Origin of the sequence: Clostridium coskatii, from assembly GCF_001675205.1 — a bacterium.
In the GTDB taxonomy this organism is placed as follows: Bacteria; Bacillota; Clostridia; order Clostridiales; family Clostridiaceae; genus Clostridium_B; species Clostridium_B ljungdahlii.
The window spans coordinates 1-15,339 of sequence record NZ_LROR01000099.1 but is presented as its reverse complement, the minus strand read 5'-3'; the positions used below and the strand labels follow the sequence as shown (position 1 = coordinate 15,339).

Genomic DNA, 15,339 nt, shown 5'->3' with positions numbered 1-15,339 from the left:
CGCCCTTTGAAGCGTTATAATCTTCCAATTTAATCAAAGCAATTTCAGATGCTCTTAAACCACATCTATAAGCAACTCTAAAAATTGCTAAATCTCTAACTGCATGTATATTATCTAAATTTATGATAGCGTTAAAAAGGCTTTTTGTTTCCTCCTGAGTAAAATATTTTATTTTTTTATTACCGGTTCTTTCCATTTAGTTTCCTCTTTTCAAAATAATTGTACAATATAAATATTTTGTATAATAAATTATAGCATAATATTGAGTAAAATCCAATTATTATGAAAACAGTATTAAAATAATGTTGTAATTTACAGAATAATGAAGAAATAAATATCATAATTTAAAATTTGTGGAATTATATTGGAAGAATAAAACAGTAAATAGGTATAAAATTCTTATTTTTCGGACAAAATATTTATTTCGTCTAAATAAATAATAATGTAGATAAAAAAATAAGTCAAAATATTAATCACATGGTAGAAAATGAAGATTTACATAAACAAATACGAATAGTGTTAAATAGTTATAGAAGAAAAATTATTTGCATAGATGAGGATTGTAAAATGTGTAGAAACGATAAATATAGTTTAAAAGATGACAACGTGTATACATATGCACTTAATACAGGAAATGTTGGAATATGTAAATGGAATATAGATACAGGTGAAATGGCTATTTCCGAAAAAATAACAGGATATAAATTTAATGCTATTAAAAGTATGAATGAATTTATTAATATTATAACTTATGAAAAAGACAAAATGATGGCAATACAAGATTTAGATGATTATATTAATGGATCGCTAGAATTTTATCAAAGTACATTTAGAATAAAGACTAAATGTGGGGATATTAAATGGGTTCTGCTTAAGGGGAAAATATTTAAAGATGAAACAGAAAGTTCTGGTGTACTAGGTGTATTAATATTTAATATTACAAATATGAAGTTCTATGAGAGATGGGATAGTCTTACTAATTTACCTAATAGGAGATTTTTTTTAATAAAACTCAATAATTCAATAAAAACGGCTAAAATTCATAATAAAAACGGCGCACTTATATATATTGATATCAATAATTTGAAAATTATAAATCATAATTTTGGGCACCGCTTTGGTGATTGGATTTTAAAATCGTTTGCAAAATCAATTACTGTATTACTTGGTAAGCAGGGTGAATTATTCAGGTTAGAAGGGGACGAGTTTGCAATACTAGTTTACCAATTTAATGATATAAAAGAAATAGAGAAAATGTGTAATAAAATTCATAAATGTTTAAAAAAGTCTTTTAAAATAATGAGTAAAGAAATTTACATTAGTACAAGTTTAGGGGTAACTGTTTTTCCAGATGATAGTTCTGATCCAGATGAACTATTAAAGTTTTGTAATTTTGCAATATATAGATCTAAGAGTAAAGGGAAAAATGAGTGTACCTTTTTTGATAAACAAAAGGCACAACCCTATTTTAGAAAAATTTTAATTGAAAGTGAACTGAAGAATTCAATTATTAATAACGAATTAGATATTTTTTATCAGCCTCAAATTAATGCTTTAAATAATAAGATTATTGGTGTTGAAGCACTTTTAAGGTGGAATAATAATAAACTAGGTAATGTACCTCCTACTGAATTTATTCCTATAGCCGAAGATAATGGATACATTGTTCAAATTGGAAACTGGGTTCTAAATAAAGCCTTAGAGACTGCTTGCTCATGGAAAGAAAAGGGCTATAAATTTAACACGATATCTGTAAATGTATCTCCGATTCAATTAAAAAAAAGTGATTTTAAGAGCAATATATTAAACATATGTGCAAAGCACAATGTAGAACCTTCTTTGCTTGGAATAGAAATAACGGAAAGAACTTTAATTGAAATTGGAGAAGATAGGATTGAATTATTAAATGAGCTTATGGAAAGTGGTATAAGCATTGCAATAGACGATTTTGGAACAGGATATTCTTCTTTGAACTATTTAATTAATTTACCTGTTAATACATTAAAAATAGACAAGTCATTTATTTCTAATATACATAATGATAAAAACAAAGCTGTAATTGGCAGTATAGTTAAATTATCAAAATATTTAAAATATAAAGTAATCACTGAAGGAGTGGAAACAAGAGAACAGTTAGATGAAATTGTTAGTTTAGGCTGTAATTTGATTCAAGGTTATTATTTTAGTAAACCGCTTAAAGAAAATAAAATTGAGGATTTATTAAAAAATCAAAGTAAATAAGGAATCAAGGTGAAATTTTTTCAAAATATTAAAGTAAGAACAAAATTGATACTATCTTTTACTATAATGGCTCTATTAATTGTTGCAGCTGGTGTTACAGGTAGAACGTCATTAAAGAAAGTAAGTGTAAATTCTGAAGAGATGTACAGCAATAGATTGCAGAGTGTTTATATGCTTACAGACATGAAACAAAATTTAACAGAAATAAAAAGTGATATGCTGCAATTGGTTTATGTGAAAGATGCTTCAAAAAAGAGCGATTTAGAAAAGGATATCCAAATAAATAAGGACGAAGATAATAAATATATTGAGAATTATGAAAAGATTACTAAAGATGACACAGAAAAACAAATGTGGGCTGAATTTAAAAGTTATTCTAGTAAGTATATAACTTTAAGGGAAAACACTATTAAGCTTATTGATGCAGGAAATTTTGATGAGGCAGCTAAACAATATGAGCAGATAGGAACTACAAGAAATGCTATGTTTTCAAGTCTTAATAAGCTAATTAGTTTAAATAATGACAATGCAAAAATCAAAAATTCAAGTAACCATTCTGAATTTTTAAACAGCAATAAAATTATGACTATACTAATAATAGCTGGACTAATATTCGCGATAGGCTTAGTATTATTGCTAAATTCATGCATAGCAGGCCCTTTGGAATTAGCTGTAGAAAATATAAAAGTTATAGCCAAAGGAGATTTTACTACAGTTGTACCACTTGGACGTAAAGATGAAATAGGAGAACTTGCCGATGTAGTATATATGATGCAGAAAGATTTAACTGAGTTAATTAAAGGAATAATGGCAAATTCACAGGAGATTAGTGCATCTAGTGAAGAACTTTCTGCTACAGTAGAAGAGTTATCGGCAAAAGCAGAGGAGATAGATGGTGCAGTAAAGAATATAACATCTGGAATTCAGGAAAACAGTGCATCATCAGAAGAAATAACAGCATCTATTGAAGAAGTGGATTCTAGTATTAATGAACTGTCTGGTAAAGCTGCAGAAGGAAGCAATAATGCAAACCAATCTAAAGAAAGAGCTGTTAAAGTTAAGAAAAAAGGTAAGGATGCAATAAAAGAAGTACGAAATTTATATGAAGAGAAGAAAAATCATATGCTGCAGGCGATTGAAGAAGGAAAAGTGGTAGATGATATAAAGATTATGGCGGACACTATTGCAGATATATCAGAGCAGACAAACTTACTTGCCCTAAATGCGGCTATAGAGGCGGCTAGGGCTGGGGAACAAGGCAAAGGATTTGCAGTAGTTGCAGAAAGGGTAAGACAACTTGCAGAACAATCTTCACAAGCGGTAACAGGTATTCAAGATACCATTATAAAGGTTCAGAATGCATTTAAAAATCTATCTGAAAATGGTAATGATGTATTAAAATTTATAAATGAAGATGTAGATCCACAATTCCAGGATTTTGGAAACATGGGAAGTCAATATTATGATGATTCTGATTTTGTTAGCAGAATGTCTGAGGAAATTGCATCTATGTCTGAAGAACTTACAGCCACAGTGAGTCAAGTAAGCAATGCAGTGCAGGATATGGCAGAAAATGTACAGGATTCTAGTGAACATTCAGAAGCAATAAAGGCAAGTATTGATGAAACGGCAAAAGCAATAGTAGAGATATCCAAAACTGCACAAAGCCAGGCAGAACTTGCTCAAAAACTTAATGAAATGGTTCAAAAATTTAAGATATGAAGTGATTTTGAGTCAGATAAATATTCCCAAAAAACATTTGACAATCTCAAAGAAAAATAATATACTTAATAGCATAAACTGTGATGGAGAAAGAAATATTTAATCTATTAACTTAAGAGAGCCAACGTTTGGTGTAAGTTGGTGTTAATGAAAATATGCAAATCACTCCGGAGTTTCCAAGTAGAAAGGCTTTTGCCAAGTAAACGAGGACGTATACCAACGATATATGGTTAGGGTTTATGTTAAATAAAGTTTTTTATTTAAAGTGACCTGAATTGAGAGGCAATTGGTATATCTAATTGCAAATAAGGTGGTACCACGGAAATATATCTTTCGTCCTTATGAACATAGTAAAATGTGTTTATAAGGATGAAAGATTTTTTTTATTCATTAAAATATGTGTAATAGGAGAGGAGGATAAATTAATATTAGAATATTAAAAAAATTGGGGCAAATTACAATATAGAAATATGATTATACAGGAGTAAAAGAAGGGGGCTTTATCTTATGAATATTAAAGGTAGTGTTACTAAAAGAAAATATTTAAATGTTATTTTGCCATTGTTTATAGCATCTATGTTGGCGTATATTGACAGACTCAATATATCCTATGCTGCTTTGACGATGAATAAAGATCTGGGATTTACTGCACAGGTTTTTGGAATGGGAGCAGGAATCTTATTTTTCGGGTACGTAGTGTTTGAGGTACCTGGAACTGTATTTGCAGAGAAGCGAAGTCCAAGTAAATGGGTTGTTAGAATTATGCTTACTTGGGGCATAGTTACTGCTCTTATGGGTTTTGTGCATACGGAACTTCAATTTTATATTGTTCGTTTTTTAGTAGGAGCTGCAGAAGCAAGTTTTTATCCAGTTTGTTACTCAGCTATTGTTCCTCGTTGGTTTAATGCAAAGGAAAGACCTAAGGCACTTTCAATACTTTTAACCTCAATGCTGGTTTCAAGTATTATTGGTTCTCCTTTAGCAGGCATAATATTAGGTATTGCAGCTTTTGGATTTAAAGGTTGGCAGATGTTGTTTATCTTAGAAGGAACTATGGCTTTTATTTATGGAATCATTCTTATTTTTTGGCTCAAGGATTCTCCTGAAGATGTCAGTTGGTTAACTCCAGAAGAAAAGAAGACAATAAGAGCAGAATACGAAAGAGAAATTGCTGTAAAAAATTCAATAAAGAAATATACATTATGGGAAGCCTTAAAAGATAAGACAGTTCTCAAATTATGTTTTATATATTTTATGTGGGTTACAGGATTTTGGGGATTTGGATTTTGGCTGCCAACAGTACTCAAATCAGTATCAGGGTTGAGTAATTCTAGTGTCAGTTGGCTAATTATAATACCAATGACGGCAGCACTTATTGGGTTCATAATTAATGGCAATTCTACCTCAAAGACAGGAGAAAGAAGATGGCATATAGCTATTCCACTTTTTATTGGTGCTGTAGGTATGGCATTAGGAGCTTTGACTTCTAATCCTGTATTAAGCTTTATATGTACCTGTGTTACTGCCATTGGTGTATATGTAGGAATGGGAGTATGGTGGGCAGTACCTACATCGTTTTTATCTGGTCCTGCAGCGGCTGGTGCTACTGGACTAATTAACTCCATAGGAAATTTAGGAGGATTTACTGGACCTTATTTTGTTGGATTTATAAAAACTAGTACAGGTTCTTATACAGCGGCATATATGTGTTTGGCCGTATCACTGGTAATTGCAGGTGTTACTATGCTTACACTTAAGAAAAAGGTTCCAGCTGATATGCTAGAGCAGGACAATGCTAAGCAAAACAAAATTGAACTAGGATAAGCTATATAAAAATCACTATCATTTATGGTGAACTGTGCTTTGTCAAGTAGACAGGGCACAGTTAAAATTATATGTTAGTGATTTTTTATTTTCAATATGAAAATACGTTGACAGCATATGATTACAAATGTAATTAGAACAGCATATAAACTTTATTGTCAATTTGTAGTATTTATTTTATAATGTTAGCATATATGAAGATGTTTATGGACAAATTAAATCAATGACATTGGAAGGGCAACTTATTGTAGGAGGCACAAAATGGCAAGAATAAGTAAAATACTTCTAATTTTAATGTTAGTATTGGCATTAGCAGGTTGTGAACAAGGTACTCAATCATCTAGCAATCAAGATAAAGCTAACAATGATAAAATGAGTGGTAATGGAATTTATACATTTAAAAATGGTGACACTTATACAGGAGAATGGAAAAATAATAATATAGATGGCAAAGGCAAATATACATATAAAAATGGGAATGTTAAAGAAGGAATTTGGGAAAATGGGAAATTTATAAGATCTGATGAGTCAAATACACTTTCCAAAGGCAAATCAGATGTATTAGCAAATTCGAAAAATACAGTTTCTCAAAGTAATATTGCAGAGCAAAATAAAATACAAGAAGTTCCTAAAATAGAAACAGCAGATGATGTGCCTCAAATTCCGCAAGTTGAAATTTTGACACCAATACCTTGCTAGATAGAAAGATGAGCAGTGATTTCAGTGTGTGTTTAAATAGTATTTCTAATGATTTTTATCATAGTTAAGTAACATCCATAGGTCTGTGTAAAATAGAATAGACGGGATAAAATAAAAATTACTATAGGGTTAAGTTCCTGTAGTAATTTTTATTCTATATGGTGAAAAATGTTAGTGTAGAAGTTTAATAAATCTGATATACTTATAAAAAATGTATTACTTTGATATAAAAATAAATGTAAAAACATACATACTTTTTAATGCAACAGCAGAATGTAAATGACTGTAAAGGAAAGGGGGCATGATTGAAATAAAACATAAAGTTTTTATTATAGTGTTTATTGCAATAGTAACTTGTTTATTGGGTAATAATTTCGGAAAAGCAGTGTTTGCTGATAACAAGGAAAGTGTGAATTCTAATAAAGAAACTATTTACAAGGTGCTAGGTAATGATGAAAAAAAAGCAGACAGAACAATAATAATAGGTGATGATAAAGATTATCCCCCATATAGCTTTATAGATCAAAATGGTAATCCAACTGGTTTTGATGTAGAACTTGCTAAGGCTGCAGCAGAGGCTATGGGGTTTAAGGTAAAGATTAAACTAAGTGTCTGGAGTGAAGCTATGGATGAACTTGAAAACGGTAAAATAGATGTCATAGCAGGTATGTTCTATTCTAAAGATAGGGAAAAATTTTATTCATTTACAACAAAAACTGCAATAACTGGTGCTGATGTATTTACAAGAAAAGGAGAAAGTATAAAGAACATAAACCAGTTAAGAGGAAAGACAGTAGTAGTTGAATCAGATGAGATATCAGGAGAATATCTAAAAAAACAGAATCTTGGCATTAATTTTGTTAAAGTTCATTCATCTGAGGAGGCACTTAAACTTATATCTATGAACAAATATGATTATGCAGTAGTTTCAACTATAATAGGTCATTATTTTATGAAAAAAGATAACATTTCAAACATAAAGGGTAATGGATTAGTTATTAATCCTGATGATTACTGTATTGCTGTAAAAAAAGGAAATGAAGACTTATTATTTGCTCTTAATGGAGGTCTGCAAATACTTAAGGCTACAGGAAAATATGATGAGATATATAATAAATGGCTTGGGGTTTATGAAGAAAAAACTTTCTATCAGACAGTAATAGAGTATAGAAGTTTAATAATGGCATCAGTGGCAAGTATACTTTTATTATTATTATGGAATAGAACTCTTAAAAAAAGGGTTGTTGTACGTACAAAGGAATTATTAGAAGCAAATGATGCTTTGAATAAGAGTAAACAGGAGTTACTGGTATCAAATGAAGAAATAGAGGCTTCTTATAATGAATTAGCTGCAATAGAAGAAGAACTTCGAAGCCAATATTATAGACTAATGAAAAGTGAAGAAAATTTAAAGAAAAGTGAAGAACGAAATAGAGCAATAGTAACTGCTATTCCAGACATTATCTTTGTTGTAGATGAAAATGCTGTTTTCAAAGACTGTCAAATAAAAGATGCTTCTGTGCTAATAATGCCTGAAAATGAGTTCATAGGAAAAACTCTTTGGAATGTACTTCCATCTAAAATAGCTGAAACTGGTTTTGAGAAAATTAAGGCTGCTCTTAAAAATAATTCTTTGGAAAGTTTTCAATACGAAATTGATACACCAGTAGGTAACAAATATTATGAACTTCGGATAGTTAAATGTAGGGAAAATGAGGTTATTGTAATAAGCAGAGATATTACAGATGAAAGAAAAAATCAAAAGAAAATTGAATTCTTAAGCTATAACGATCAACTTACAGGACTATACAATAGGAGGTTTTTTGAAGAAGAGATTGAAAGATTAAATAGCAAAGAAAATCTTCCTCTTACTATTGTTATGGCTGATGTTAATGGATTAAAGTTGATAAATGATTCTTTTGGACATGCTGCTGGTGATGAATTGCTGAAAAAGGTTTCAGCAGTAATGCTCAATGTCTGCAGTGATAAAGGTATAATATCACGTATAGGAGGAGATGAGTTTGTAATACTGCTTCCGAAAACAAATGAACTTGAAGCAGGCAAAATACTTAAGCGTATTTCTGAATTGGCTTCAAAAGAGAAAGTAGAGTCAATAAACCTTTCAATTTCTTTTGGATTTGATACAAAGCATTATGATGATGAAAATGTATTTGAAGTACTGAAAAAAGCAGAAGATTTCATGTATAAAAAGAAACTTTTTGAGAGCCCAAGTATGAGAGGAAAAACAATTGGTGCCATTATAAATACACTACATGAAAAAAATAAAAGAGAGGAACAACATTCTCATAGGGTATCTGAATATTGTAATCTTTTAGGAAAGGCTATGAATTTACCGGAGGGTGAAATACAAGAACTAAAGACTGTAGGGTTGTTACACGATATAGGGAAAGTTGCTATAGATGAGAATATTTTAAATAAACCGGGTAAGCTTATCGATGAAGAGTGGGAAGAAATTAAACGTCATCCAGAAATAGGCTATCGTATTTTAAGTTCTGTTAATGACATGGCGGAAATGTCAGAATATGTTCTAGCACATCATGAAAGATGGGACGGAAAGGGTTATCCTAAAGGACTTAAAGGAGATCAAATTCCATTAAAATCAAGAATAATTGCAATAGCTGATGCTTTTGATGCTATGACAAGTGAGAGAGCTTATAGAAGTGCTTTATCAAAAGAAATAGCTGTAGAAGAGCTTATTAAGAACGCAGGTATTCAATTTGACCCAGAAATTGTAAAGATATTTGTTGAAAAGGTAGTATAATTCACTTTTTATTGTCAATCACACTTGGAGATCCAGAGAATTTAATCTTAGCTTCCTCCTTTTTTAAGGTTTCTTCAATATGCTGTATCTCTTCAATTTGTTGTTTATATATGGATACATCTTCTAAGATAACTTTATGCTTTATAAATTCTACCTGTTCCTCGCTCAAAGGGATACGTATAAATTCAGTAGAACTATCTTTATGTTGTACATCAGCTGGGATAAAGGTCTCTTTCTCAATTATAAGTTCTTCGTGTACAACAGGTATAGTAAAATTTTTTTCTTCTGTGAAAGTTTTTTTGTGAATTTTTACATTTCCTGTTTGTATCCACTTTTTTGCTATATCAAGCTGTTCTTTTTTAATTTGAAGAGTTGTACTATTGATATTATTACTTATCTTTGCCATAAATTTTGTCCTCCAATTGTTTAGAAAGACACCTCACGAATTGTGTACAATTTGTGAGGTGTCTCAAATTTAACTAGCTCTGGTTACTTGTACTGTCAACTACATTAGGATCACCAATTTTATTTACTTTAGCTTCTTCTCGTTTAAGAGTTTCATCTATATGCTCTGTATTTTCTATAGCACGCTTATGAGCTGAAACTTCTCCCGATACTACTGTGTGTTTATTTACATCAACTTTTTCTTCACTGACAGGAATTTTAATACTTTCCTCATCAGTTATAGGAGAATCAGAGGCTTCATTGTCTAGGTTTCTTCTTTCAATTACGACTTCTTCACGTGTTACAGGGACATCTACACTTTTTTTCTCTTCTATGATTTCTTTGCTAAGCTCTACTTCACCTTTTTGAACTTTATTTTTAGTAATGTCAAGTTCTTCCTTACGGAGACGAAGTTTTGCTTCATCCTCATCAGTATCTCTTTTATTATCATCATTGTTTCCCAAAAGTCCATTTAATATACTCATATATAGACACCTCCTTAAATAATGACCATTTATATATTGCCCTTTGTGAAGTATATTATCCTGTTTCAATATTGGAAATATGCTAAAGAAAAGGTTCGAGAGTAATTAAAAGTGCCACAAATTTTTTACTAAGACTTATGTACAAAATATTTAAATGAACTTCATTATTGTAAAAGTATGTCTGCATATAAGTTGATTTTTAATTTATAAAGTTTATATAATAGTATTGGTACTATTTATATACAATATACGAAGGAAGTGAAAAAAGTAAATAAATAGTAGCCAAAATTTGTAATTTCTGCTAATAGGGTAATTAAATTAAAAGAATGTAAATTTATAATAAGACTAAGAATCGAGGAATGCATATGAAGAAATTTTATCGTGGAATGATGTACTGTATTGGACTTGCGGTACTTGCATTAGGAATTATCTTGAATACAAAAACGGGACTGGGAGTGTCACCGATAATTTCCATACCATATTCTATCTCAAAAATTTGGAATATAAACTTGGGAAATGCAACTATGTGTATTTACATACTGTGTGTAGCTGGACAAGCAGCATTGCGTGGAAAGGAATTTCGTCCATTTGACTTACTACAGGTTCCTATGAGTATTGTATTTAGCCGTATAATTAATATTTTTAATGATATGATAGTTATAAATTGTAATAACTTAATGATAAATTTGCTTTTGCTTGCAGCAGCAATTATGCTCACTGGAATTGGAGCATATATTACAGTTCAAATGAAGATTGTTCCAAATGCTGCAGATGGTTTTACACAGGCATTAGCAGAGCGAACTAAGAAAGGACTTGGACTTGCAAAAAATATAACAGATATATCAAGTGTTATAATCACTGTAGTTATTGGTTTGGTGTGTGCTGGAAAAATTGTTGGAATTGGCGTTGGAACTTTAGTGGCAGTTATGGGTGTTGGACGAGCTATTGCCTTAACTAATATGTTATTTGGAAAGAAAATGATTGCACTTGTAGAGTAATGTAAACAAAGTTCTTGACATGAGATGGAGTCAAAACTCCATCTGATGTTTAGAAATCGTTATCCAGGGACGTAGCTGCTCTTTACTCACACTTGGAGAAAAGCAGATATCCCAAATCTTTGATTTGGTGATAGTCGCTTTCGATGTGTGCGTGGGAGTATTAGAGCAGGTAGTCATCGGATAAATTGAAATTTTAGGGAGTAAAGTACTAATTATTTGAGAAGACGTGCTTTATTCTTTTTTTACTAAAAAATATATTGACATGTACCTTAGGGATACCATTAATATAAAAAGTAAGATTTATTGATATTGGTGGGAGGAAATATGTATGAATATAAAAATTGCAGCAGAAAAGACTGGACTTACTAAGAAGGCTATTAAATACTATGAAAGTGAAGGTTTGATTAATCCTTTAAAAAATGTTGAAAACAATTATAGGGAATATTCAGATGAGGATATTATTAGATTAAATTTAATAGGAGCACTTAGAACTTTAGATATACCAATAAAAGGTATAAAGGATGTAATTGCAGGTAAAAAAGGACTGCAGGAAGCTTTAATGGACGCTTTAGAAAAAATAGATGAGAACATAAGTTATCTAGAAAAAAGTAAGTTGATCATATCAAGTCTTATGGAAAAGAATCCAGATGATTATAAGTATTCAGGAGAACAAATTAAAAAGCTGCGGGAAACACTGGAAATGTCTAGAGATAATAAAAAAGAACTTATATCAAATAGTTTGCTTAGAATATTTCCAGGAAATTTTGGAAAAATGTTTGTCGTTATGTATGAGCCATTTTTAGAAGTTACAATTGATAATGATGAAAAGAAGAGGGTATGGTTAAAGCTTGTGGAATTTTTAGATTCTGCTGAGGAAGTAGACGAAAGTGACTATCCAATAGAAGAATTAGATAAGGTAGATGGTGATAATTTAGATGAACTAAAGAGAATCATGAGTAGTCAAGCTGAAAAGATATTGAACTATGATGACAGCGTTAAAAATACTGCAGTAAATAGTCAAATTAAATTTGTAAGATCTTTAAAGAAAGATGAGAAAGTAAAGTGCAGCTTTATTAGATGCATTGAACTTACAAAAAAGTATTGTAAGATAATTAAGCCTATTCAAGGAGAGTTTGAAAAATATCTAGCTGTGCTTAATGAGAGCTATAAAAAGTATAGAGAAAATGACACTAAGATGCTGCTTGATATTGAGAATGGAGTAAAAGACAATCTAGGATTTGGTATAAACGATTTAGTAAAGAGTTTTAATGAAGAAAGTCATATGAGCATTGACAGAGAAAAAGCACAATGATATATTAATGGTAAAGTTATATAGAATATCCTTCGGGGTTGGGTGAAATTCCCTATCGGCGGTACAGCCCGCAAGCCATATGGCAGATTCGGTTAGATTCCGAAGCCGACAGTATAGTCTGGATGAAAGAAGGTGGATAAACAAGATGTATATGTTTATTATGTTTACAATCCCCTAGGAGAACCTAGGGGATTATTTTATTTTACTTAAAATTACTATGGATAGTATGATAAAGAAAAGAGGCGAATTTTAGTGGGAGATTGCAATTTCTATGTACCTCTCGCTAAATATATAAAATGGAACATTATTATCTTGCTTTTGATGCAGGAACTCAAAGCGTAAAGGTTGCTGTATATGATAAAAATATGAAATGTGTAGCAAAATCGTCAAATAGGACAACTTTGAAATATCCTCATCCAGGATGGGTTGATATGGATGCAGATGAATATCTTTTACTTACAAAACTTGGCATGAAACAGTGCATAGAACAGTTAAAAAAACAAGAAATTGATCCTAACTTAATTAAAGTAATTATGGGGGATGGAATTATTTGTGGAATTGTAGGTATAGATGAAAGTGGAAAGGCAATTACACCTTACATAAACTATCTGGATTCAAGAACACAGAGTGATGTTGAAGTCCTTAAGAAATTGAATCTTGATATTTGGGGAAAGGAAACCGGAAATGCTGATCCAAGCTGTATGTTTCCAGCACTGCATGCAAGATGGATCTTAGCAAATAATAAAGAATTTCAAAAAAGAGGCAAAAAGTTTGTCCATAATGCTCCCTATATTTTGATGAATCTTGCAGGTTTAGAGAGTGAGGATGCTTTTGTTGATTGGGGAACTATGTCAGGATGGGGCCTTGGATATCGTGTGTATGAAAAGGAATGGTCAGATAAGCAGCTTGATATATTAGGAATAGCTAAAAGCTATATGCCTAAGATTGTAAAGCCCTGGAATATTATTGGTACGTTATCGGAAAGTGCAGCAAAGGAAACGGGATGTCCTCATGGCATACCAATTTGTGCTGGTGCAGGTGATACAATGCAGTCCATGCTGGGAAGTGGAATTCTTGAAGCAAATAAGGCTGTAGATGTTGCAGGAACTTGTGACATGTTCTGTGTCTCTACAAATGGGATTATTCCAGAGCTTAGTAAAAGAGGAAGTGAATTGATTTTTAACAGCGGCACTTTAGAAAATACATATTTTTACTGGGGATTTGTTAGAACTGGAGGTCTGGCACTGCGTTGGTTTAAGGATAACATTTGTCAAAAATCTGATGAGGATAGCTATTATAAACTGCTTAGCAGAGGAGCGGAAAAGGTTGTACCGGGATGCAATGGTGTGATTTTCTTACCATATTTAACTGGTGGATATGGTCAATTTTCAAAGATAAAAGGTTGTTTTTTGAACATGACCTTGGATACAGATCAATTTGCTTTATGGAGGTCTGTTTTGGAGGCTATTGCTTATGATTATATGGAAATTACAAATGATTATAGAAATGCTGGTATCAAAATAGACAGAATTACTATTACCGAGGGTGGAAGTAAAGATGATTTGTGGAATCAAATTAAAGCAGACATTATGCAAAGTGAAACAATTACACTAGAAGTGTCAGGAGGTGCTGTACTTACAGATTGTATTATTGGTGCATATGCAGAAGGTAATATAGAGGACTTAAAAGAGGCACTTGTCAACAATATAAAAATTATCAATAAATATAGTCCAAATGCCAACAATTCAAATGTATATAAGGAGCAGTATGTACTTAGAAAAAGTGTATTAAGTGGTGTGGCTAGTAACATAAAGTGATAAAAGTGGTTAGCAGTTAGTTGATAACTCATTTTTCATAATGAGCTGACTGATACTAGTAGGTCGGAGATTTGACTAATACTAATTGAGAGGTAATACTTATTTTCAGCAAACTATGTCAGGTGTGTCACTATATGAATTATTGGGTATATAGAAGCATAATGAGGTATTGCTATAATATTGTATGGTAAACACCGAATATTGTTAGTTGTTTATATCTGCATATATGATAAGATATCACTTGTCGCTTCAAGAGGCGGCCAATACAACCAAGGATAGTTGTTAATATAAATGTATACAATGACGCGGGGTGGAGCAGTTGGTAGCTCGTTGGGCTCATAACCCAAAGGTCGTAGGTTCAAGTCCTGCTCCCGCAACCAAGAGTATTATAGTAATTCAGTTTGCATAGTACTATATAAAAGTTATTAATTATATTACTAAAAGATATATAATGTAATGAACAGCCTGGAAATAAATTACTAATTGACATGATAAAATAGATGTGATAAGATGTAATTCCTGTCGCAACTGAACGATAACTTAGAAAGTTTAATTCATAGTAAATTACTAGTTGACAGGTTGAAATAAAGATGATATACTATAAAAGTTGTCGAAGTGAGGCAGCAAAATGATCCTTGAAAATTAAACAGAGGAAGATATAAGTATAACTTATTTAGAATAAACCAGCAATTCTTTTGAGCTGCGAGAGCAGTTTAAGAAGTAATTTCGAGTATATTACGGTTACGTAATATATTAAAAATTGGTAGTAGCGAGCAAGACAAGGAAAAGTTTGAATGAGGAGCGGAGTTTACTTAAGTAAATGAGCACCGCAGTGAAAGCTTTGACGCAGTATTGTGAAGCTAATAGCAATTTTCTATAGAGCCATATAAACTTTTAAATTAAGAGTTTGATCCTGGCTCAGGACGAACGCTGGCGGCGTGCTTAACACATGCAAGTCGAGCGATGAAGCTCCTTCGGGAGTGGATTAGCGGCGGACGGGTGAGTAACACGTGGG

General features: G+C 31.6%; 11 protein-coding genes, 1 tRNA gene, 1 rRNA gene, 1 riboswitch and 1 other annotated feature. Of the genes, 10 read left to right on the top strand and 3 right to left on the bottom strand.

Translation table 11 applies throughout. The features are described from left to right. A partial coding sequence (locus CLCOS_RS20275) for a tyrosine-type recombinase/integrase (protein WP_153042922.1) occupies positions 1 to 196 on the bottom strand: 196 nt, incomplete at its 3' end. A gap of 281 nt (positions 197 to 477) precedes the next feature. Here CLCOS_RS20275 and CLCOS_RS20270 point away from each other — a divergent pair. The 5 genes from CLCOS_RS20270 to CLCOS_RS20250 all read left to right on the top strand — a co-directional run bounded on the left by CLCOS_RS20270 (position 478) and on the right by CLCOS_RS20250 (position 9,268). After that, positions 478 to 2,241 carry a bifunctional diguanylate cyclase/phosphodiesterase gene (locus tag CLCOS_RS20270; protein ID WP_242867054.1) on the top strand — a complete coding sequence of 588 codons (1,764 nt, stop codon included), beginning with the start codon at positions 478 to 480 and terminating at the stop codon, positions 2,239 to 2,241. 9 nt (positions 2,242 to 2,250) lie between these two features. After that, on the top strand, positions 2,251 to 3,963 hold the full coding sequence (locus CLCOS_RS20265) for a methyl-accepting chemotaxis protein (RefSeq protein WP_063602598.1): 1,713 nt from the start codon (positions 2,251 to 2,253) through the stop codon (positions 3,961 to 3,963). Positions 3,964 to 4,034: 71 nt separating this feature from the next. After that, positions 4,035 to 4,307, top strand: a binding site (T-box leader). A 163-nt stretch (positions 4,308 to 4,470) separates the two neighbouring features. Continuing rightward, positions 4,471 to 5,787, top strand: coding sequence for an MFS transporter (locus CLCOS_RS20260; protein ID WP_063602597.1), 1,317 nt, complete (start codon positions 4,471 to 4,473; stop codon positions 5,785 to 5,787). Between the two features lie 261 nt (positions 5,788 to 6,048). Next, on the top strand, positions 6,049 to 6,486 hold the full coding sequence (locus CLCOS_RS20255; protein ID WP_063602596.1) for a hypothetical protein: 438 nt from the start codon (positions 6,049 to 6,051) through the stop codon (positions 6,484 to 6,486). A gap of 301 nt (positions 6,487 to 6,787) precedes the next feature. Next, the gene (locus CLCOS_RS20250; protein ID WP_063602595.1) at positions 6,788 to 9,268 is read left to right on the top strand and encodes an HD domain-containing phosphohydrolase; all 2,481 of its coding nucleotides are present in this window, start codon (positions 6,788 to 6,790) and stop codon (positions 9,266 to 9,268) included. Position 9,269: 1 nt separating this feature from the next. On the opposite strand, the gene CLCOS_RS20245 is transcribed toward CLCOS_RS20250, so the two are convergent. Together CLCOS_RS20245 and CLCOS_RS20240 are read right to left on the bottom strand one after the other, a co-directional pair. Then, positions 9,270 to 9,674 carry a YsnF/AvaK domain-containing protein gene (locus CLCOS_RS20245; protein ID WP_153042970.1) on the bottom strand — a complete coding sequence of 135 codons (405 nt, stop codon included), beginning with the start codon at positions 9,672 to 9,674 and terminating at the stop codon, positions 9,270 to 9,272. A 73-nt stretch (positions 9,675 to 9,747) separates the two neighbouring features. Beyond that, positions 9,748 to 10,197 (bottom strand): YsnF/AvaK domain-containing protein, encoded by a 450-nt coding sequence (locus CLCOS_RS20240; RefSeq protein ID WP_013238151.1) that lies wholly within the window; start codon positions 10,195 to 10,197, stop codon positions 9,748 to 9,750. A 365-nt stretch (positions 10,198 to 10,562) separates the two neighbouring features. Here CLCOS_RS20240 and CLCOS_RS20235 point away from each other — a divergent pair, with 365 nt between their 5' ends. The 5 genes from CLCOS_RS20235 to CLCOS_RS20215 all read left to right on the top strand — a co-directional run. Beyond that, a complete protein-coding gene (locus CLCOS_RS20235; RefSeq protein ID WP_063602594.1) occupies positions 10,563 to 11,195 on the top strand; it encodes a YczE/YyaS/YitT family protein in 633 nt (210 codons plus the stop codon). A 328-nt stretch (positions 11,196 to 11,523) separates the two neighbouring features. Continuing rightward, on the top strand, positions 11,524 to 12,507 hold the full coding sequence (locus CLCOS_RS20230; RefSeq protein WP_063602593.1) for a MerR family transcriptional regulator: 984 nt from the start codon (positions 11,524 to 11,526) through the stop codon (positions 12,505 to 12,507). A 24-nt stretch (positions 12,508 to 12,531) separates the two neighbouring features. Beyond that, positions 12,532 to 12,645: riboswitch (FMN riboswitch) on the top strand. Positions 12,646 to 12,803: 158 nt separating this feature from the next. Beyond that, complete coding sequence (locus CLCOS_RS20225) at positions 12,804 to 14,324, top strand: FGGY-family carbohydrate kinase (RefSeq protein WP_063602592.1); 1,521 nt, start codon at positions 12,804 to 12,806, stop codon at positions 14,322 to 14,324. A 304-nt stretch (positions 14,325 to 14,628) separates the two neighbouring features. Continuing rightward, a tRNA-Met gene (locus tag CLCOS_RS20220) sits at positions 14,629 to 14,704 on the top strand. Positions 14,705 to 15,219: 515 nt separating this feature from the next. Beyond that, positions 15,220 to 15,339 (top strand): 16S ribosomal RNA (locus CLCOS_RS20215); the annotation flags it as partial.

Bases quoted from the DNA above. Each gene is read 5' to 3' on its own strand.
- CLCOS_RS20255 (WP_063602596.1), top strand. From the start codon at position 6,049: ATGGCAAGAATAAGTAAAATACTTCTAATTTTAATGTTAGTATTGGCA.
- CLCOS_RS20250 (WP_063602595.1), top strand. From the start codon at position 6,788: ATGATTGAAATAAAACATAAAGTTTTTATTATAGTGTTTATTGCAATA.
- CLCOS_RS20260 (WP_063602597.1), top strand. From the start codon at position 4,471: ATGAATATTAAAGGTAGTGTTACTAAAAGAAAATATTTAAATGTTATT.
- CLCOS_RS20240 (WP_013238151.1), bottom strand. From the start codon at position 10,197: ATGAGTATATTAAATGGACTTTTGGGAAACAATGATGATAATAAAAGA.
- CLCOS_RS20245 (WP_153042970.1), bottom strand. From the start codon at position 9,674: ATGGCAAAGATAAGTAATAATATCAATAGTACAACTCTTCAAATTAAA.
- CLCOS_RS20230 (WP_063602593.1), top strand. From the start codon at position 11,524: ATGAATATAAAAATTGCAGCAGAAAAGACTGGACTTACTAAGAAGGCT.
- CLCOS_RS20235 (WP_063602594.1), top strand. From the start codon at position 10,563: ATGAAGAAATTTTATCGTGGAATGATGTACTGTATTGGACTTGCGGTA.
- CLCOS_RS20270 (WP_242867054.1), top strand. From the start codon at position 478: ATGGTAGAAAATGAAGATTTACATAAACAAATACGAATAGTGTTAAAT.
- CLCOS_RS20225 (WP_063602592.1), top strand. From the start codon at position 12,804: ATGGAACATTATTATCTTGCTTTTGATGCAGGAACTCAAAGCGTAAAG.